At 63.5% G+C, this 17,507-nt stretch carries 19 protein-coding genes; 8 read left to right on the top strand and 11 right to left on the bottom strand.

From position 1 onward, the window contains the following. Positions 1-15 precede the first annotated feature (15 nt). Complete coding sequence (locus RR_RS14035) at positions 16-747, top strand: protein-L-isoaspartate O-methyltransferase family protein (RefSeq protein WP_004958889.1); 732 nt, start codon at positions 16-18, stop codon at positions 745-747. Here RR_RS14035 and RR_RS14030 read toward each other — a convergent pair. After that, positions 744-1,190, bottom strand: coding sequence for a DUF7382 domain-containing protein (locus RR_RS14030; protein WP_004958888.1), 447 nt, complete (start codon positions 1,188-1,190; stop codon positions 744-746). The genes RR_RS14035 and RR_RS14030 overlap by 4 nt on opposite strands. A gap of 75 nt (positions 1,191-1,265) precedes the next feature. On the opposite strand from RR_RS14030, the gene RR_RS14025 reads away from it, so the two are divergent. Continuing rightward, entirely contained in the window at positions 1,266-2,348 is a 1,083-nt protein-coding gene (locus RR_RS14025) for an ATP-binding protein (RefSeq protein WP_011224110.1), read from the top strand. Here the strand turns inward: RR_RS14025 and crcB are convergent. From crcB to RR_RS14010, 3 genes are read right to left on the bottom strand one after another with little or no spacing between them, the layout of a single operon-like run. Beyond that, positions 2,345-2,704: a fluoride efflux transporter CrcB gene (gene crcB / locus RR_RS14020; RefSeq protein ID WP_011224109.1), complete on the bottom strand. Its 360-nt coding sequence runs from the start codon at positions 2,702-2,704 to the stop codon at positions 2,345-2,347. The genes RR_RS14025 and crcB overlap by 4 nt on opposite strands. Beyond that, positions 2,704-3,087, bottom strand: a complete 384-nt coding sequence (locus RR_RS14015) for a fluoride efflux transporter FluC (protein ID WP_004958879.1) — start codon at positions 3,085-3,087, stop codon at positions 2,704-2,706. Before RR_RS14015 ends, crcB begins: the two co-directional genes overlap by 1 nt. A 2-nt stretch (positions 3,088-3,089) precedes the next feature. After that, positions 3,090-3,437: a hypothetical protein gene (locus tag RR_RS14010; RefSeq protein WP_007189345.1), complete on the bottom strand. Its 348-nt coding sequence runs from the start codon at positions 3,435-3,437 to the stop codon at positions 3,090-3,092. Between the two features lie 300 nt (positions 3,438-3,737). Between RR_RS14010 and RR_RS14005 the strand changes: the two genes are divergently transcribed. The 4 genes from RR_RS14005 to RR_RS13990 all read left to right on the top strand — a co-directional run bounded on the left by RR_RS14005 (position 3,738) and on the right by RR_RS13990 (position 9,041). Beyond that, a complete protein-coding gene (locus RR_RS14005) occupies positions 3,738-5,699 on the top strand; it encodes an archaea-specific SMC-related protein (protein ID WP_011224108.1) in 1,962 nt (653 codons plus the stop codon). A 44-nt stretch (positions 5,700-5,743) separates the two neighbouring features. Beyond that, positions 5,744-6,361 (top strand): rod-determining factor RdfA, encoded by a 618-nt coding sequence (gene rdfA, locus RR_RS14000; RefSeq protein ID WP_004958870.1) that lies wholly within the window; start codon positions 5,744-5,746, stop codon positions 6,359-6,361. A gap of 204 nt (positions 6,362-6,565) precedes the next feature. Next, complete coding sequence (locus tag RR_RS13995; RefSeq protein ID WP_007189343.1) at positions 6,566-7,669, top strand: aminotransferase class V-fold PLP-dependent enzyme; 1,104 nt, start codon at positions 6,566-6,568, stop codon at positions 7,667-7,669. 76 nt (positions 7,670-7,745) lie between these two features. Continuing rightward, positions 7,746-9,041 carry an NUDIX domain-containing protein gene (locus tag RR_RS13990; protein ID WP_049938974.1) on the top strand — a complete coding sequence of 432 codons (1,296 nt, stop codon included), beginning with the start codon at positions 7,746-7,748 and terminating at the stop codon, positions 9,039-9,041. A 24-nt stretch (positions 9,042-9,065) separates the two neighbouring features. Here RR_RS13990 and RR_RS13985 read toward each other — a convergent pair whose 3' ends face one another. Beyond that, positions 9,066-9,812 (bottom strand): MBL fold metallo-hydrolase, encoded by a 747-nt coding sequence (locus RR_RS13985; RefSeq protein ID WP_004958861.1) that lies wholly within the window; start codon positions 9,810-9,812, stop codon positions 9,066-9,068. Between the two features lie 95 nt (positions 9,813-9,907). Between RR_RS13985 and RR_RS13980 the strand changes: the two genes are divergently transcribed. Both RR_RS13980 and RR_RS13975 read left to right on the top strand, forming a co-directional pair. Beyond that, complete coding sequence (locus RR_RS13980) at positions 9,908-11,044, top strand: site-2 protease family protein (protein WP_049938973.1); 1,137 nt, start codon at positions 9,908-9,910, stop codon at positions 11,042-11,044. A gap of 208 nt (positions 11,045-11,252) precedes the next feature. Beyond that, positions 11,253-12,107: a ZIP family metal transporter gene (locus RR_RS13975; protein ID WP_004958855.1), complete on the top strand. Its 855-nt coding sequence runs from the start codon at positions 11,253-11,255 to the stop codon at positions 12,105-12,107. Positions 12,108-12,114: 7 nt separating this feature from the next. Here the strand turns inward: RR_RS13975 and RR_RS13970 are convergent, their stop codons facing one another. The 6 genes from RR_RS13970 to RR_RS13945 form a co-directional block, all read right to left on the bottom strand. Then, positions 12,115-12,414 carry a CPCC family cysteine-rich protein gene (locus RR_RS13970; protein WP_004958854.1) on the bottom strand — a complete coding sequence of 100 codons (300 nt, stop codon included), beginning with the start codon at positions 12,412-12,414 and terminating at the stop codon, positions 12,115-12,117. A 71-nt stretch (positions 12,415-12,485) separates the two neighbouring features. Next, positions 12,486-12,770 (bottom strand): DUF6360 family protein, encoded by a 285-nt coding sequence (locus tag RR_RS13965; protein WP_011224105.1) that lies wholly within the window; start codon positions 12,768-12,770, stop codon positions 12,486-12,488. 34 nt (positions 12,771-12,804) lie between these two features. Then, complete coding sequence (locus RR_RS13960; protein ID WP_004958847.1) at positions 12,805-13,968, bottom strand: nicotinate phosphoribosyltransferase; 1,164 nt, start codon at positions 13,966-13,968, stop codon at positions 12,805-12,807. A gap of 132 nt (positions 13,969-14,100) precedes the next feature. Continuing rightward, positions 14,101-14,355 (bottom strand): HalOD1 output domain-containing protein, encoded by a 255-nt coding sequence (locus tag RR_RS13955; RefSeq protein WP_011224104.1) that lies wholly within the window; start codon positions 14,353-14,355, stop codon positions 14,101-14,103. Positions 14,356-14,574: 219 nt separating this feature from the next. Continuing rightward, positions 14,575-15,933, bottom strand: coding sequence for an Hvo_1808 family surface protein (locus RR_RS13950; RefSeq protein WP_011224103.1), 1,359 nt, complete (start codon positions 15,931-15,933; stop codon positions 14,575-14,577). Then, on the bottom strand, positions 15,926-17,383 hold the full coding sequence (locus tag RR_RS13945; RefSeq protein ID WP_011224102.1) for an Hvo_1808 family surface protein: 1,458 nt from the start codon (positions 17,381-17,383) through the stop codon (positions 15,926-15,928). Before RR_RS13945 ends, RR_RS13950 begins: the two co-directional genes overlap by 8 nt. Positions 17,384-17,507: the final 124 nt, after the last annotated feature.

The following is a 17,507-nucleotide window of genomic DNA, read 5'->3' as shown; positions in this document are numbered from 1 at the left end:
GCCGAATACACTAATATGGATCCGGCGGTATTGCGGGACGACATGGTCGACAGCCTCCAACACGAGAGTAAGGGTGTCGTCCGGAGCGCGTGGCTGTCGACAGCGATGCGTGCCGTCCCCAGAGAGGCGTTCGTCGGCGAGCAACAGGCTTACTCCGACCGCCCGTTTGAACGCCTCGGCACGCGCGTTCTTTCGCCCAGTACCGCCGGCCGGGTGCTCGAAACCCTGTCACCCGAGGAAGACGACGATGTGCTCGTGGTCGGTGCCGGCGTCGGCTACACGGCCGCCGTGCTGGCAGAACAGGTCGGCGCAGCGAACGTTCATGCGATAGATATCACGCGCCGCCTCGTCATCGAAGCGCGCCAGAATCTGGCAGAAGCAGGCTATGACGCCGTCCTCGTGGACCGTCGTGACGGCGCTGACGGACTCCCGGAGTACGCACCGTACGACCGCATTCTCTTGGAAGCCGCCGCAATCGACCCACCCCGAGCGCTCCTCCAGCAACTAACCGACGACGGCCGCCTCGTGATGCCGCTTGGCACCGGCGAGCAGTCACTGGCCGTCGTGGAGGCCGATGGCTCGGTCAAGCGACACGGCACTGTCGCGTTCCAGCCGATGCTCGTCGAGGGCGAACAGGCTGATACCGTCGAGCGCAACCGGACTCACCGTGAAGACCGCGAGCGTGCCCGCCGGGCCGCCCAGTCCCGCGCCGGCTGGGAGCAGGAATGGATTGACTGGGACGGCTAGGGCGACTCGACGACGAGCAGGTCGGTGTTCGAGCGAGCGTCTTCGTAGTTACTCCCTGCCGGTGGTTTCACTTCGAAAGTGACGGTGCCGTCCTGTTGGTTCGGCCCAAGCGACGGCGACAGTGAGAGGGTCACGTTCCCCGCACTACCGGTCTCACCGGTCGTGACCGACGAGAGCGTTGCTGTCCCACTTTTGGCGACCACTGTTGCACCGGACACGGGCGACCCTTTTGAGTCGACGACGGTGACAACTACGTCCTGCGTCCCCGGATTCGTCACCTCTGGGTGGGGTTCCACATCGACCTCGGTTACTTGCAGCGTCTCGATTCCGGAGATGGTGCTCATCATCACGGAGAGGCAGGCGACACCGACCACCAGCGCGATAACGAGACGAATCGGTAGCCCCTCGATGGCACGTTCGTCGCGCCACAGCGAATCTGACATGGACAGGTGTGGCTCCGAACTCGTATTTGAACCCTCGGACGAACGTTCAAGTGCTGGAACGGGCCAACCGCCGGCATGGTCGTTATCGGACGTGAGGCAGCAACGGGGCCAACGACGCGGCTGGGTCACTATCGGGCCCGCGACGGGAGCCGCGGCGCTGCGGTCGATATCGATGTTGACCGGCCACACGTCGGCCTCGTCGTCGGCAAACGCGGGTCTGGGAAGACGTACACGCTTGGCGTCCTCGCCGAGGGACTGATTACTGCTGCAGGGGTCGCCCCAGTCGCCGTCGACCCGATGGGGGCGTTCACGCCGCTTGAAACTGCAGACGTGTCTGCGATGGTCGTACATCCAAGCGTTCGTGCGGACGCACTCGACCCGCGCCAGTGGTGTACGGTGCTCGGCCTCGACCCGGAACAGGGCGCGGGAGCGCTTGTGTGGCGGGCGGCGAGCGAGTGTGCGACCCTCGACGGGATGCGCTCGTGGGTAGCTGATGCGGATGCAGCGGCGAGCACCGTCCGCGCGGCGGCGAACTATCTCGCGCTCGCCGCGTCATGGGACATCTTCGATGCTACGGGTATCGAGATGCAAACGCTGTGCAGCGATAGCCTGACTGTGCTCGATATGTCGGGACTCGCTTCCCGACCAGCCGGCGCGGTCCTCGCCGCTGTCGCGACTGCGCTGTACGATGCTCGGATAGCTGAACAGACAAGCCGACTGCCGTGGCTGTTGGTCGACGAGGCCCACGTGTTCACTGACGGCGTCGCCCGGCGTCCGCTCCGGCGACTTGTCACTCGGGGCCGCCAGCCCGGGGTAAGTTGTGTGCTGGCGACACAGCGACCCAGCGCGGTGCCAGCGACGACCGTCTCCCAGACTGACCTGCTCGTCGCCCACCGACTGACGAGCATGGCGGACATCAACGCCCTACAGGCGGCCCAGCCAACGTATCTCGACGGCGATTTCGCGGCTCGATTACCAGAAACAACCGGTGACGCGCTCGTCGTCGACGATGGCACCGAATCCGTCCATCACGTGACCGTCCGCGAACGGCGGACACCCCATGGCGGTAAGACACCGCGGGCAAGCGACTTCGCAGCAGACAGCGCGCACGAAGCCCCTTCAAGAAATTGTGAAACCCGATGGCGCGGCGGGAATTAGACGATCCGCACGATGCCCCAGGCAAGCCCGATTCCGACCAGCGCACAGGCGAGGTTCCCGACAGCGTTGAGCGCGGCGAGGGCCACGTAGCCGTTCTCCCACAGTCGGACCGTCTCGACCGAAAACGAGGAAAACGTCGTGAACGAACCGCACGCACCGACACCGACAAGCAATGCTGCGTCACCGGTCACACCAGCGAAGGTCAACAGTCCCAGAGCGAAGCTCCCGAAGGCATTCACCGTGAGCGTCCCGAGCGGAAACGTCTCTCGCTGGATTGCACCCGCCAGATAGTGACGACAGAGTGCGCCGAGCGCCCCACCGGCCCCGACCAGATGTGCCGATTCGAGAGCGACCATTACTGACCACCTCCGGCGAACAGCCGGACGACTTCACGGCCGACAAGGACGCCGGCAAAACCCAGAGCGTAGCTTCCGACGACGTTCGCGACCGCCCACTCGGGTGTCAGAACTGTCTCTACCGCGAACGTGCTGTAGGTGGTAAACGACGAAATGAACCCAGTTGACGCGGCTAGCTTCGTTTCGCTGGCCAGCGCACCGACCTGAAGCCCCTCGTACACCAGGACGCCGAGCGCGAAACTGCCGCAGACGTTGACCAGCAGCGTCCCCTGTAAGCCCGGGAAAAAGAGGCCGACGAAGTACCGGAGGTTCGAGCCAGCAAAGCCCCCCAGACCCACGAGGACGATAGTTTCGACCGTTACCAGCGGGTGGGTGTCTGCCATCGTTACTCCCCGAGTATCTCCGCCAGCCGCGCTTCGCCAAGGGTGTCGACGAGTTGTGCGAGTTCGATAACCCGATCTTCGCCGAGTGTTTCAACGAGTTCACGGATCTCTGCCGGGTCGAACGTCCGGGCGACGTAGCCGAGGTTCTCTACCATCCGCGTGGTCCGGTCAAGCGTCTCTTCGTCGGGGCGTAGTGTCAACGGTCGGTTGGTGAACTTGCCGTTTTCGTTGAAGTAGCAGAACCGTAACTCGGCGGTGTCGCTGTCATCCGGGTCGACGATCTGCAAGACACCATACCCACTGTCCCACTCGTCAAGTTCGACCTCAAGCAGCGTTTCGTAACGGGTCATACGACCAGCTTCCAATCACGCCGACTTATAGATTGGCATATTGATAGCGGTTACAAGCGGGAAATATTAGTATACACAACAAAACAGCAAGACTGGAGAAACAGCCTATCTGTCTTCGCCAATAGCTCTAGCTCGGAATAATATTGGTACAGGTGTTATTCCAGAACCGATTGTCGGTCCGGTCGCTGTCTGCTGTGTAATACCACTTCTGACGTATTGGCCCGCAGTAGGGACATCAATCTGTAACTTGGTTTCCAGCAATGAAACTATTTTTATATCCTCTCCGACTACGGCAGAACAATGCCAGAATCAAAGCAAGGCTCTAGTATCGCCCATTTCGATGTAACCAACATCGGTGGGATCGACGAAACCTCCGTCGATATTCCACCGAGTGTGACGGTGCTGACGGGGAAAAACGCCACAAACCGGACGTCGTTTCTGCAGTCTATTATGGCGGCGATGGGGAGTACACAGGCCACGCTGAAAGGCGACGCAGACGAGGGAAGCGTTGCCCTTACTTACGGGGATGAGGTGTACGAACGGACGCTCACGCGAGCGGGGGACGCTGTTCAGTTCGACGGCGACGGATATCTTGACGACCCTGCGGTCGCCGACCTGTTCGCGTTCCTCCTCGAAACCAACGAGGCACGCCGGTCCGTGGCGCGCGGCGACGACCTCCGCGAGATCATCATGCGGCCGGTCGATATCGACGCGATCCGTTCGGAAGTCGAACAACTGGAAGCGGAGAAAGGCGATATCAACGACGAACTCGCCACGGTTGAATCCCGTCAGCGCGACCTTCCGGATCTCGAACAGCGCCGGACCGAACTCCGCGAGCAGATCGAAGAGAAACGCGAGGAACTGGCCGAGCGGGAAGAAGAGATCGACAACAGCAGTCGAGATATCGAGGAGAGCCGTCAGGAACAGGATGTCCTCGAAGAGAAGCTTGACGAACTCCGCTCGACGCGGTCGGATCTCGAATCTGTCCGGCGTGATATCGAGGCACAGGAAGAGAGCATCTCCTCGCTGAAACGCGAACGGTCCGACCTTGAAGACGAACTGGATGACCTGCCGGAGACGCCAATGGGCGACCAGCAGCACCTCGAAGACGAGATCGCAAGCCTGCGCGACCAGCGCCAGCGGCTGAACAGCGAGATATCCGACCTCCAGAGCCTCATCCAGTACAACGAGGAACGGCTCGAAGAGGAAGACTACGATGTCATCCAGTCGCTCGAAGACGCGCCCGAGGGCTCCGACGGCGCGGTGACAGAACAACTTCTCGAAGGCGAAGACGAGGAATCCGTCGTGTGCTGGACGTGTGGCTCGACGGTTGACCGCGAGCAGATCGAAGACACCGTCGACCGCCTGCAGGACCTCCGCCGGCAGAAGGTCGAGGACCTCAACGACATCAAGTCGGAACTCGACGACCTCAAGACCGACCAGCGCGAGGCCGAAAAGAAGCAGCGCCGTCGCGAGGACGTCGAGCGGAAGATCCAGGAGACGGAAACGGAGATCGAACGCCGTGACGAGCAGATCACTTCGCTGAAGGACCGACGCGAGGAACTGACGGAGGATGTCGAGTCGCTGGAAGACGAGGTCGACAATCTCGAATCCGAGGACTTCGACGAAATTCTCTCGCTGCACCGGGAGGCAAACCAGCTCGAGTTTGAGATCGACAGCCTGGAGTCCGACCTTGACGACGTGTCGGCCGAAATCGAGGAGATTGAGGAACTGGTCAACCGGGCCGACGACCTCCGCGACGAACGCGACGCTCTTGTCGAGGAACTCACCGACAAGCGGACGAAAATAGACCAGATCGAGGCCAACGCTGTCGACGAGTTCAACGAGCACATGGACGCTATCCTCGGGATCCTTGAGTACGAGAACCTCGAGCGCATCTGGATCGAACGCGTTGAGCAGACCGTCCGTGAGGGGCGCCAGAAGGTCGACCGAACGGTGTTTGAACTCCACATCGTCCGGACCACCGAGAACGGTGCGGCTTACGAGGACACCATCGAGCATCTCAGCGAGAGCGAGCGCGAGGTGACCGGCCTCATTTTCGCCCTCGCGGGCTATCTGGTGCACGACCTCCACGAGAGCGTTCCGTTCATGTTGCTCGACTCGCTGGAGGCCATCGATTCGGCGCGGATCGCCGAACTCGTCGAGTACTTCGCCGACTACGCCGAGCATCTTGTCGTCGCCCTCCTGCCGGAGGACGCGCAGGCGCTTGACGACGACTTCAACCGCATCACCTCGATCTAACCCCGTAGTCTTTTAGTTCCGGTTACCGTACGTGGGAACAACAGATGGCGAATACGACAGACGGCCGGCCGTCGAGCAAAGTCGCTCGACTCATCGACGAGTACGAACTTGATGGACTCGGTGCGGAGATGGAGGCGCGCTGGACGGGTGACGGTGAAGAGCGTATGAGTCTTCGTGACCTTGCCGAGTTTTTCAACAAGCGCCTCCTCGAACGTGAACTGGTCGATGCGGGCCTGAGCGCGCTTGAAAGCGATGTGGAATCGACTTACGAGAATCTCACCGGTGACGACATCAGCACAGGCGTTCGGACTGACACCGTCAACCGACTCGAACGCAACGGTGTCGACGTCGACAGTCTCGAAACCGATTTCATCACCTATCAGGCCATTCGGTCGTATCTGAAAGAATGGCGCGGCGCGGAGTATCAGGGGTTGTCCGACGACGAGAAGATCGAAAAGGATCTGGAAAGCATTCAGCGACTCCTGACCCGAACGCTATCGGTCACCGACCAGCGCATCGAGAAACTGCGCGACACGGGTCGCATCGACATTGCGGACTTCGAGGTATTTCTGGACGCGCAGGTGCTGTGCCAGTCGTGCGGTAGCCAGTACGCCGTTGCGGAGTTCTTCGAGCAGGGCGGCTGCGAGTGTCAGCAGGACTGAGTCGCCACTCTGGGCTCTATCTGACTACATCGAGCATCTGCAATGGCTCGTAGATATTCAAACAACCGAGAAAGATTGTGAAACACAACAAGATAGGCAATTCAGTCCAATAATCGGCCATAGAAATAGAACCGTGCTGTCGTCTCGGGAATCCGCCTGCTGGGTCACACAGGGCTGAAGGCGTCGGGGACCATCGGAACGGACATGGACCCAGTCGAGCTCCGAGCGTCGATTCCGGCACTCGAACGGTGTACGTACTTCAACACGGGGGCAAGCGGGCCGACGCCGCGCCCCGTGGTCGACGCTGCGACGGCGTTTCTCGAACGCCACGCCTTCGACGCACCCGCCGATGAAGGGCCCTATACGGTTGCGTGGGACGCTATCGCGGCGGCTCGCGAGGTCGTCGCCAGCCATATCGGGACTGACGCCGCCAACGTCGCCTTGACTCGAAGTACCGCAGACGGGGTCAACATGGTCGCCGGGGCCATCGACTGGCAGCCCGGTGATGTGGTGGTCCGGACTGACCTCGAACACCCGGCTGGCACACTCCCCTGGGACCGGCTGGCCGACACCCACGATATCGAGGTCCGGGTGCTGGAAACAGACGGCGGTCGGCTCGACATGGCGGAGGTAAAAGACGCTGTGGCCGACGCCAGACTGGTGGCGCTGAGTTCGCTCTCCTGGACCCACGGGACCAGACTCCCGGTTGCGGATGTCGTTGCGGTAGCCCACGACGCCGGCGCACAGGTGCTCGTCGATGCTGTCCAGTCTGTTGGGCAACACCCCGTCGACGTGACCGAATGGGGCGCGGACTTCGTGGCCGCGGCGGGCCACAAGTGGCTACTGGGCGTCTGGGGTGGCGGGTTCCTCTATGTCGATCCGGACGCGTACGACCGACTGCGCCAGACTCGTATTGGTTACCGGAGCGTCGAAAACCCCGGTGCGGACGGATACAAGTACCACGAGGGCGCGCGCCGCTTCGAGGTCGGAACCACCTCACCGGTCCCCTACGTCGCGCTCGCAAACGCCATTGAGACGGTCGAAGCCATCGGATTCGATACAATTCAGCCCCGTGTCGAGCGGCTGACCGACCGGCTCAAGGACGGCCTCGGCGACCGACTGCTGAGCCCCCGCGACTACGAGTCGGGACTTGTGACGTTCACCGCCGACGACCCCGAGGCGACCGTTGAGCGACTCGCGGCTGAAGGTATCATCATCAGGTCACTCCCTAACCCTGATGCGCTCCGGGCGTCCGTCCACGCGTTCAATACGGCCGACGACGTCGACCGCTTACTCGACGCGCTGTAGTTCCTTCAACGTCCCCGCCTCGACTGCGGCCCCACTGGCCCGGACTTTCTTGCCCCGGCCGGTCGTTCCGTCTCGTATGGAGACACGCCCCGTCGTGACGTGCTTCCTGCGTAGCGAGGGCGAAGTGTTGCTGTTGCGCCGGAGCGATGCGGTCGGCTCGTATCGGGGCCAGTGGAGCGGGGTCGCGGGACACGTCGCCGACGACGCCGGCCGGGACCGGGACCCGGAAACGGCCGCGCGGGCCGAAGTTGACGAGGAAACCGGGCTGGCCGACGCGGTGACGCTCGTCCGGCAGGGCGACTCGTTTCAGGTCGCGGACACCGACCATGGGGTTCGCTGGCAGGTCCACCCGTTTTTGTTCGACTGCGAGGCCCGCACGGCCGAGACGAACGAGGAGTCGACCGAGACCGCGTGGGTCCACCCGCCGGAAATATTGACTCGTGAGACGGTCCCGCGACTGTGGACCTCCTGGGACCGCATTCGCCCGCGAGTGGCGACCGTTCGCGAGGACCGGACCCACGGCTCGGCGTGGCTGTCGCTCCGGGCGTTGGAGGTGCTGCGCGACGAGGCTGCCTTGGCTGACGCCGGACGGAGCGACGACCTGGAGACGGCCGAGCGGGACGGCGACGACTGGGAGGCGCTTGCCGCCCTCGCCGCTGAAATCCGGGAGGCCCGCCCATCGATGGTCGTCATCGCGAACCGCCTCGACCGGGCGATGGCTGCCGTCACTGACGAATCGCCGGCGGCTGTTGAGCGGGCCGCGACCGAGGCGCTGAACCACGCGGTGACCGCAGACCGGGTTGCCGCGGCCGTCGCCGCCGAACATGTCGGCGACCGTATCGCAACGCTGTCTCGGTCCGGGACAGTCCGTGCAGTGGCCGCCGCCGCTGCGCCAGAGGCTGTGCTCGTCGCCGAGTCACGGCCCGGCGGTGAAGGCGTCGGCGTCGCCGAAACGCTTGCTGAGAGCACCGCGGTGACGCTGACCACCGACGCGGCCTTTGGCCACGAACTGGACGCGTGGAGCGCCGACACGCTCGTCGTCGGGGCCGACCGCATCCTGCCGGACGGTTGCGTGGTCAACAAAGTCGGGACCCGTTCGGCAGCACTGTCGGCGGCCGCCGCGGACGTGGACTGCTACGCGGTGTGTGCGACGGACAAGATTGCACCACGCGCTGCGTGGGACAGGGAGGAACGTGACGCTCAGGAGGTGTACGCCGGCGCCGCCGACATCGCTGTGTCGAATCCCACCTTCGACATAACGCCGGCGTCGGCAGTGACGGTCGTCACCGAGCGCGGCGTGCTGGAGACTGACGAAATCGGTGGGATAGCTGACGCCCACCGGGACCGGAGCGAATGGACCGAGCGCCGGTGATATCCGAGACTGGTGGGCGCTCGGTCACTGCTCGTCTAGCACAACCGGGACGCCGGCTTCGGCCACGTCAGCGGCGAACTCACGGGAGTCGGCTTCAAGATTAGAGAAGGTGTTGTAGTGGACCGGCATCACGAGGTCCGGGTCGATGGTCGCGGCCAGCGAGGCGGCCTCGTGACGGTCCATCGTCGCCCGCGGGCCGATTGGCGGACACAGTAGCGATACCTCAAGGGTCCGATGGCCCGGAAGGACGTCCGAATCGCCGGGATAGAACGCTCTGGTGCCCTCGACGGCAATCATGAAGCCACAGCCGAAACCTTCGGGGTGGTACGGTGTACCATCGGGTAGCGTATGCCGGCCGTCTGGCTCGTTGTACGCCGGTGTCGACCAGATCGGCACGTCCTCGACCGTGGTCTGTGATTTCATCCCGACCTCGACAACGTCGTAGGGCAGCGAGGACAGCGGTGGAAGGTCCCGGTCGCCGACGCGTTCGTCGATACCCTCGTAGGCAACGATGGTCGCGTCCTCGCTCGCGACGCGCTCGATACCGTCCGGGTCGTAGTGGTGGACGTGGGTCACACAGACAATGTCGCCGTCTTCCGGCCGATAGTCGCTGCTTGGCGGATGGCCGATACCGTCCGTGTGGGGCTCCCACTCGCCGGTGAGCACGCCGTACCGGCCCGGGTCGACGTACACCACCGTGTCGTCGCCGGCGAACCGGAGCGTCGCGTACCCCAGCCAGTCGACGGTCAGCCCGTCATGTCGAACTGTCATTAGATATCCGTTCACGCTACACCCTGAATAAGGCCGCTACTCGTCGGCGTCGCCCCGGCAGAAGCTATACCCGGCCACTGTTCGTTGGGCGTCACGTGCGAAACTTCCACATCACGACGATCTGGGGGATTCCGATACGGGTCAACGTCTCGCTGTTGATTTTCCTGCCGGTGCTGGCCTGGATTATCGGCAGCGGGGCTCAGATATCGGTGTACGCTGGTATCGTGAGCGTCCTCTCCGGCGTGACGCTTGACCTTACAGTGCTGACCGCGGGCCAGACGCCGTGGCTTATCGGGACCGCCGCGGCCGTTGGCCTGTTCGCAAGCGTCGCCCTCCACGAACTGGGCCACGCCTGGGCGGCGATGCGCTATGGACTCCGAGTGGAGGCAATCACGCTCTGGATTCTCGGCGGCCTCGCCAGCCTCGAAGCCATACCAAAAGAGTGGAACCGGGAGCTCGTCATCGCGCTGGCCGGCCCTGCTGTGAGTATCCTAACCGGGCTCGCCTGCTACGCCGCACTGTTTGCCCTGCCAGCGAGCGCGCAGGTGACGCTGTTCGTTATCGGCTGGCTGGCCGTCACGAATATCTTTCTCGCCGTGTTCAATATGCTGCCGGCGTTCCCGATGGACGGGGGCCGCGTGCTCCGGGCGCTGCTCGCGCGAACGCGGCCCTACGCGACGGCGACCCGCATCGCCGCTCGGATCGGGACCGGGTTCGCTGTGCTGTTCGCTGTCGTCGGCGTCCTCTCGTTCAGCCCGTTGTTGCTGCTACTCGCGCTGTTTGTCTACGGGGCTGCGTCGAGTGAATCCCGTACCGTCGCGCTGGCAGCGCTGCTTGACGGGCTAAGTGTCGATGACGTGGCCAGCCCACTCGATGCGACTATCGAGGCCAACGCCAGCGTTGAGGACCTTGTCGACCGGATGTTCGCCGACCGCCGGACGGAGTTCGCAGTCACACGCGGTGGTGACGTAGTCGGCGTCGTCACCGTCGACGATTTCAGGGAACTCTCCAAGGCCGAACGCGAAGCGGACACCGTTGCCGACCTGATGGAGGCGGATCTGCCGCGATTCCCTGCAGCGATGGCTGCTTTCGATGCGCTCGTCGAACTCGACACTGCCCGGGCTTCCGCCGCCTTCGTCGACGGGCCTGAGGGAACCCGTGTGGTCTCTCGGGACGACTTCTCCAGCGCGATGGAGATGCGACGGCTCGTCGACTCGCCGGAACCGTTCTAATACAGCGTTTAATCGCTCGAATACGGTCCCTACCAGCCAGAAGGCCCTACCTGAAGCCGGCTGGACGACCTAAGCGAACCAGGACTTTCCGGCGTCGCACGCTTGTCGGTCGGCTGTCGGTATTCGTTGCGGGGATTGCCACTGAAACAGAGACGACCGTTCCTGACTGCCGGTACACCCAAGAGGGGCCGACGTACACTACTCGACAATGCAAACCGGGTTCGTCGAACTGTTTGTCGACCTCGTCGGCACCGACCCGCTCATAAACGGCCTCGTTGGCGGGGTCATCATCGCGACGATGAACCTCTTTGGTGCGTCGCTCGTGCTGGTCTGGCGTGACCCCTCGGAGCGGGCGCTGGACACGGCGCTCGGGTTCGCTGCCGGCGTGATGCTGGCCGCCGCGTTCACGAGCCTCATCATCCCCGGCATCGAGGAGTACTCGGGCGGAAATCCGATTCCGACGCTCGTCGGTGTCGCTCTGGGGGCGCTGTTCCTCGACCGCGCGGACGGCCTCGTCCCGCACGCCCACTACCTCCTGACCGGAAGCCGCCGGTCGGATGCGGCCAACCCCAGTCAGGACCTCTCGGTTGACGAGTCGAAACTGGCGGGCGTCGTCTTGTTCATCCTCGCGATCACGCTCCACAACATCCCTGAGGGGCTGGCCGTTGGGGTCGGCTTCGGCGCGGCCGCCGGCGACCCGCTCCAGATCGGCAGCGCGCTCTCGTTGATGCTTGCTATCGGCATTCAGAACATTCCCGAGGGGCTGGCCGTCTCCGTTGCGGCAATCAACGCGGGTCTGGACCGTCGGCTCTACGCCGTCTTTTCTGGGATTCGCTCGGGCGTCGTGGAAATCCCGCTGGCGGTGCTCGGCGCCGTTGCCGTCGTGACCATCGAACCGCTCCTGCCCTATGCGATGGGCTTTGCGGCGGGCGCGATGCTGTTCGTGATTTCTGACGAAATAATCCCCGAGACGCACCAGCGCGGCTACGAGCGCGTTGCGACGCTCGGGCTGATGGCCGGCGTCATCGTTATGCTGTATCTAGATATCGCGCTTGCAGCCTGAACTGCCGTCACTCTTCGTAGGGCCAGTTCGGGTCGCGGTCAAGGCCTGTCGGCTCCTCGCAATCCCCGGCCTCATCAGGGGAGCACGCTCCGTGCTCGCGGAAGTTCTCGCGTGCTTCCGTCAGTGACACGTGGTTCGTATCGCTGACGAACTCCGCGTCGCCGAACTGGATCGGGTCATCGAGCCAGTGACACACCGAACACACCTCGTATGACCCGGGTCGGCCCTCCGGGAGCGTCTGGTAGCCACAGCACGGGCAATAGCCCAGTTCCCGTGCGGCTGGATTACCGGGCGTCTCGGTTGACATATTTCGTGGTATGTGTCTTCACACCATAGAATTATCGAACCGTCGCGATACATGACGCTGAGCGGGACAGATTACTCAGACTGTGCGGTCTCGACCTTCTCCGCGTACTCCTCCAGCTCGGCAGCCAGTTCGCGGGCCTGTGCCGCCGAGAGCGTCACCGAGTCCGCGTGTGGCTTCACCGCGTCGAGGTCGGTGTTGTCCATCTCCAGTTGGAGTTCGACGTGGTCCGGGTTCTTTCGCGGCGCGGTCACGTTCAGGACAGCCAGAGCCTCCTCCTCGAAGCCGTGGCCTTCTACCTCACCGTCGAGCAGGTCGAGGGTCGTGTACGCGTTGACCTTCATGATGCGGTCGACCATACCGCGTGTTCGCGGCCCGGAGACTTAACGCCCGTTACTCGGCCACGGTCACGCCTTCGTAGCCGACTCGTTCGGCGTCCGCCGCCGCGCGGTCGATGGCTCCGTTGAGGTCGAACTCCCTGACGATTTCCCCATCACGAATCAGTGGTTCCAGTAGCGACTCGGCGTCCGCCGGCCCGTCGCGGTCGGCCAGACCGATGTGATGGCCGCCGTCGGCGGTTCGGTACACCGACTTCGTCCCAGTGAGTTTCCCCCGCTTGGCGGCCGGTTCGCCGTCCAGTTGGACAATATCCAGCGCGAAATCCAGCGGGTCGGCGTTGGCGACGTACCCCCCGACGCCGAAGCCGTCGGCCACATCCCGAAGCTCTCGCAGGGTTGTCGGGGTGATACCGCCCGAGAGGAACAGGTCCACGTCCTCGTGGCCGTAGGCGTCCAGCGTCCAGCGTACCTCTCGAACGATGTGGCGGAAGTCCCCACGGCGGGAGCCGGTCGTGTCCAGTCGAACGCCTGTGAGGTCATCGACGGCTTCCGCTGCGCGGAGCGCTTCGTCGGTCTCGTCGCTGTAGGTGTCCGTCAGCGCGACGCGGGGCGTCTCTTCGGGGACGGCGGCGTCGAACGCCTGCCACGCCTGTTCCTGATTACCGCGGCCGAAACAGATCATGAGCGCGTGGGGCATCGTCCCACCAGCGTCCCGGTCGATGACCTCGCCCGCAGCGACGTTCGAGATGCCGTCGAGACCGCCCAACAGCGCTGACCGCTCGACCATCGCACTGATCGATGGGTGGACGTGGCGCGAACCAAAGGAGAGCACCGTCGACTCGGGCGCGGCGTGACGGGCCTCCAGTGCCCGCGTTGCGATACCGGTCGAGTGTGAGAGAAAGCCAAGGAGCGCGGTCTCCAGCCGGCAGAACTCCCGGTACGCCCCCTCGATGCGCATCACTGGGCCGCCGTCGAACAGTTGTCCTTCGGGGAGCGCGTCAACGTCGACGCTCCGTCCTTCGAGCAACTTGGCGGCGTCTTTCAGCCCCGCCAGCAGCTTCCACTGGCCCGTCGCGAACTGATTTGCCGTCACTTCGGCGACCACGTCCGGGTTCTTGCCTGCGTGTTCCAGCGCCTCCATCGTCCGGTCAAAGTAGGCGTCGGTCGCTCGCCCCTCACGAATCGCCTCTGGCGAGACGACGTCGAACTCCTCGGTCATTAGTTGTCCGTACGACCGGGGGACTGAAAAAGCGGTCCGATTGGTAGGCGTGAGGCGCCGCTCTCAGGGTGCCGCCGTCTCCGGAGGATGGAAGCCGCTTTCTACGGTTCCACAGATAGCCGCCGAGTGTGTCTATCCGCAGTCGCCTTCGCTGGAAACGGTCACGACCCCGTCCTGATTGACAGCGACTATGCAATCCAAGTAGTCGAACCGAACAACTCCCCTGCTCTGCTTGAATAGATTGTCGAGAGCGTCTGGATCAATGACGTTGTACAGTGCCCGGTCCAGCGCAAACTCGTTCACTCCCTTGTAATCCGCGACAGCCGACACGACAGTAGCACTGACGCTTCGTTCGCCACTCCGTGTCCTCGTTGATTTTCTATTCATCAATCTATTCTCAGCCGTGACAATAATAATATTTAAATAACATTTTCCTTAGTGACTGGCTTACTTTCGAGAAAGTCGGTCCTCGGAACTACTGCCGGACGTCCGCGGTCGGCTATGCTTTGGTCGCGGCCCGCATTACTGTCACTGTCATCGGATTCGGCCGCTTCGCGTACTGTCGCACGCTCGGCTATCCGGTGCTCGCCCGCTGACGCGCCGCATTCAGCCTGCTGGCTGGTGAATCTCGTCGAGATTGTTCACTGTCGGGCCGTTGACGATGCGGACGGTCTTGCCGGACCGGACGACGCGGAAGGCGTCGTTGAACTGTGATTCCTCGGGGACGACGTAGACGTTACTCCGGGGCTGGCCGGCGTCGTGTTCCTCGGTCAGCGCCGCCCGATACGCCTGTGCGAACTCGCTGGCGTCTTCCTCAGTATCCCAGCGGGTCTCCCAGACGTACCCGTAGCCGCCGGAGCCGTTGCGGTAGGGCACGACGAGGTCACCACCCCAGCCCGCCGAGATTTCGCTCTCGTAGCTGTAGCGGTCGCCCTCCGTCTGGCCGTTGTGGTACATCATCGCGTAGATCGACGTTTCCCCGACCGTGTCGCCGACCGGATCGTGGTCGAAGCGGCTCCACTCGTCGGATGAGCGGTCCGCGACGCTGACGTTCACGGGCTCTTCGTCGGGATACTTCTCAGGGTGGAGCACCTGCTCGGTGCTGTCGGGGAAGTCGTCGTGGAGGGCGTCGACGGCGTCCCAGCCGCCGTCAGAGCGCACCTGGTCGACGAACCGCGGCCCGGTGACGTACGGCTGGTAGAGAACGGTGAACAGCCCCTCGTTGTAGCTTGGTTCCTGACTGTCGCCGTCTCCGCCGTCGTTGCCTCCCCCGTCGCTGGTCTGGTCCGGGAATGCGATACAGCCCCAGCCGTCACCACACTGTCGCTCGTAGAGGATGCGAACATAGTTGGCCTCGCCCTCGGTGACGCCCTGCCGTGACAGTTGCGTGTCCTGCGTTTCCGCGGAGCCGTTCAGCCCGAAGTGCTGGTCCTGCAGGGCGTGAACGAGTTCGTGTGAGAGCGTTCGCCGGTCGATCTGTGGTGTCTCCGTCGGGCTGACGATGACGATTTCGTCCTCACTCGGCGAGTAGTAGCCCTGCACTGTCGTCGAAAGCGTGTCGTCGATTTCGTCGCTGCTGCCGGAGTCCTCGCCGATGAGCAGGAGCGCTTCCCACACCTGGTCGTTCCAGGGGTCCTGTGGCCGACTGCTGCCGCCGCTGTTGTTGCCCCCCGAGCGGTTCTGGTACTCTGCCCGGGAGATGACCGAAACCGGGACTGGCTCTTTGAATTCCAAGTCACGGACCTGCTCGACGCGGGCCATCGTCCGGGCGACGACAGCCTCTCGCTCCGTCTCGTTCAGGCCGTCGCCGGTCGTCACCGACACCGAGTCGTCGTACCAGTAGCCGCTCTCGTAGCCGATGGCATCGTCACCGGTCGGTGTTGCAGGGTGGTCGCTGCCGCCGAAAGACGGGACCGTACAGCCCGCCAGAACGACCGTCAGGGCGATGAGTAGTTCCTTACGCATCGTGGACCTCTCTCAGTTCGTCGGCTGTCGGTGCGTTCACGACAGTGACCGTGTCCCCGTTGACTCTGACCGAAACAGCGTCGGTGTAGGGACTGCCTTCTTCGATGACCCAGTGGCCTTCAGCGGTTCGAGTGCCGCCCCAGTGGGCGATGACCGCCGCCCAAGCGTCGGCGAACTCGCGGGCATCGGCCTCGCTGGCCCAGGTCGTTTTCCAGACGTAGGCTGTCTCGTCACCGCTGGCGTAGACGTGCATCCGGCCGCCCTGCCAGCCGTCGGTCGCGGGCAGGTCGTAGTTGTACGGGTCGTCGCTGTCCAGTGACCCGTCCTCGTAGTTGATGACGTCCCCCGTCTGGACGACGCTCGACGCGTTGTAGTCATCGGCGATGGTGTACGCCATAGACCCGGCGATGGCGGAGGGCCCGACAACGGCGTAGTCGGGTCGGTCGCGGTCGGTCGAGGGTCTAACCCGTTCCCAGTCGTCGCTGGACCGGTCCGCAAGCGAGACTGACTCGGGTTCCCACTCGGGGTAGCGCTCGGGGTACGTTACCTCAGTGGCCCCATCGGGATGGTCGTCGTAGGCGTCATTGACCGTGCTCCAGCCGCCGCGGTCCCGGAGATTCCCGATCAGGCCAGGGCCGTCGCTGTAGGGGAAATACTTCATGAAGTTGATGCCAAAGTGGCGGTCACCGCCGCCACCGCCGCTCTGGGCGGGCCTGTCGATACAGCGCCATGCCGCACCACAGCGGTCAGTGTAGGTCTGGGTGACGGCGACGGCATCACCTTCGACCACGCCGTTCCGACCCTGCACCTGATCCCGCGTCCGCGCATCACTTTCGAGGCCGAACTGCTGGTCCTGTAGGGCGTGGACAAGTTCGTGGGCCAGCGTCCCCCGGCTTATCGTCGGCGTCTCGGAGTCGCTGACGATGACGATTTCACCGCGCTGGCTGCTGTAGTAACCCAGCACGCTCTCGCCGCGGTTGCTGTTCTGGACGGCGATGGAGTCGCGGTCCTCGCCGATGAAAAACAGCGCCTCGAACTTCACGTTGTCAAACCGACGCAGCGAATCGCCGGTCTCGCCGCCGCCCGTGTTATTACGGTACTCGGATCGCGAGATGACAGAAACCGGCACTGTCTCCTCAAATTCCAGACCGCGAATTCGCTCGACGCGGGCCATCGTTCGGGCAACGACGGCTTCTCGCTCGGTCTCGTTCAGCCCGTCCTCGGTTGTTACCGACAGTGACTCGTTGTACCAGTAGCCGTTCTCGTAGCCCAACTGGTCCGTCGCAGGCGCTGGCGGGGCGGAGTCGTTGTTCCCGTAGTCGGTCGCGGGTTCGCTTGGCGTCAGCTCAGCGTTGCTCGACTCTGTGTCGGGCGACACACTGGGTGCCTGACAGCCCGCAAGTAACAGCGCAACGGCACAGAGAATGACGAGGGCGAAAGGGCGACGCATCTACCTTCACGGTAGGTTACCACAGTGAAAAGTCACACGCTAATCGTGAGTCCATTCGCCGGCCAGAAACAATTTCTGCGTCTGTTTGGGCCGACCCCACCGTGGGAGTAACTTTCGTAGTCGC

The sequence above is a fragment of the Haloarcula marismortui ATCC 43049 genome (assembly GCF_000011085.1).
In the GTDB taxonomy this organism is placed as follows: Archaea; Halobacteriota; Halobacteria; order Halobacteriales; family Haloarculaceae; genus Haloarcula; species Haloarcula marismortui.
This window is presented reverse-complemented; position numbering and strand designations above follow the sequence as displayed.

Coding starts and splice junctions, on each gene's coding strand:
- RR_RS14005 (WP_011224108.1), top strand. CDS start 3,738: ATGCCAGAATCAAAGCAAGGCTCTAGTATCGCCCATTTCGATGTAACC.
- RR_RS13945 (WP_011224102.1), bottom strand. CDS start 17,383: ATGCGTCGCCCTTTCGCCCTCGTCATTCTCTGTGCCGTTGCGCTGTTA.
- RR_RS14035 (WP_004958889.1), top strand. CDS start 16: ATGGATCCGGCGGTATTGCGGGACGACATGGTCGACAGCCTCCAACAC.
- RR_RS14025 (WP_011224110.1), top strand. CDS start 1,266: ATGGTCGTTATCGGACGTGAGGCAGCAACGGGGCCAACGACGCGGCTG.
- RR_RS13960 (WP_004958847.1), bottom strand. CDS start 13,968: ATGACCGAGGAGTTCGACGTCGTCTCGCCAGAGGCGATTCGTGAGGGG.
- RR_RS14015 (WP_004958879.1), bottom strand. CDS start 3,087: ATGGCAGACACCCACCCGCTGGTAACGGTCGAAACTATCGTCCTCGTG.
- crcB (WP_011224109.1), bottom strand. CDS start 2,704: ATGGTCGCTCTCGAATCGGCACATCTGGTCGGGGCCGGTGGGGCGCTC.
- RR_RS14010 (WP_007189345.1), bottom strand. CDS start 3,437: ATGACCCGTTACGAAACGCTGCTTGAGGTCGAACTTGACGAGTGGGAC.
- RR_RS13955 (WP_011224104.1), bottom strand. CDS start 14,355: ATGAATAGAAAATCAACGAGGACACGGAGTGGCGAACGAAGCGTCAGT.
- rdfA (WP_004958870.1), top strand. CDS start 5,744: ATGGCGAATACGACAGACGGCCGGCCGTCGAGCAAAGTCGCTCGACTC.
- RR_RS13975 (WP_004958855.1), top strand. CDS start 11,253: ATGCAAACCGGGTTCGTCGAACTGTTTGTCGACCTCGTCGGCACCGAC.
- RR_RS13995 (WP_007189343.1), top strand. CDS start 6,566: ATGGACCCAGTCGAGCTCCGAGCGTCGATTCCGGCACTCGAACGGTGT.
- RR_RS13970 (WP_004958854.1), bottom strand. CDS start 12,414: ATGTCAACCGAGACGCCCGGTAATCCAGCCGCACGGGAACTGGGCTAT.
- RR_RS13985 (WP_004958861.1), bottom strand. CDS start 9,812: ATGACAGTTCGACATGACGGGCTGACCGTCGACTGGCTGGGGTACGCG.
- RR_RS13950 (WP_011224103.1), bottom strand. CDS start 15,933: ATGCGTAAGGAACTACTCATCGCCCTGACGGTCGTTCTGGCGGGCTGT.
- RR_RS14030 (WP_004958888.1), bottom strand. CDS start 1,190: ATGTCAGATTCGCTGTGGCGCGACGAACGTGCCATCGAGGGGCTACCG.
- RR_RS13990 (WP_049938974.1), top strand. CDS start 7,746: ATGGAGACACGCCCCGTCGTGACGTGCTTCCTGCGTAGCGAGGGCGAA.
- RR_RS13965 (WP_011224105.1), bottom strand. CDS start 12,770: ATGGTCGACCGCATCATGAAGGTCAACGCGTACACGACCCTCGACCTG.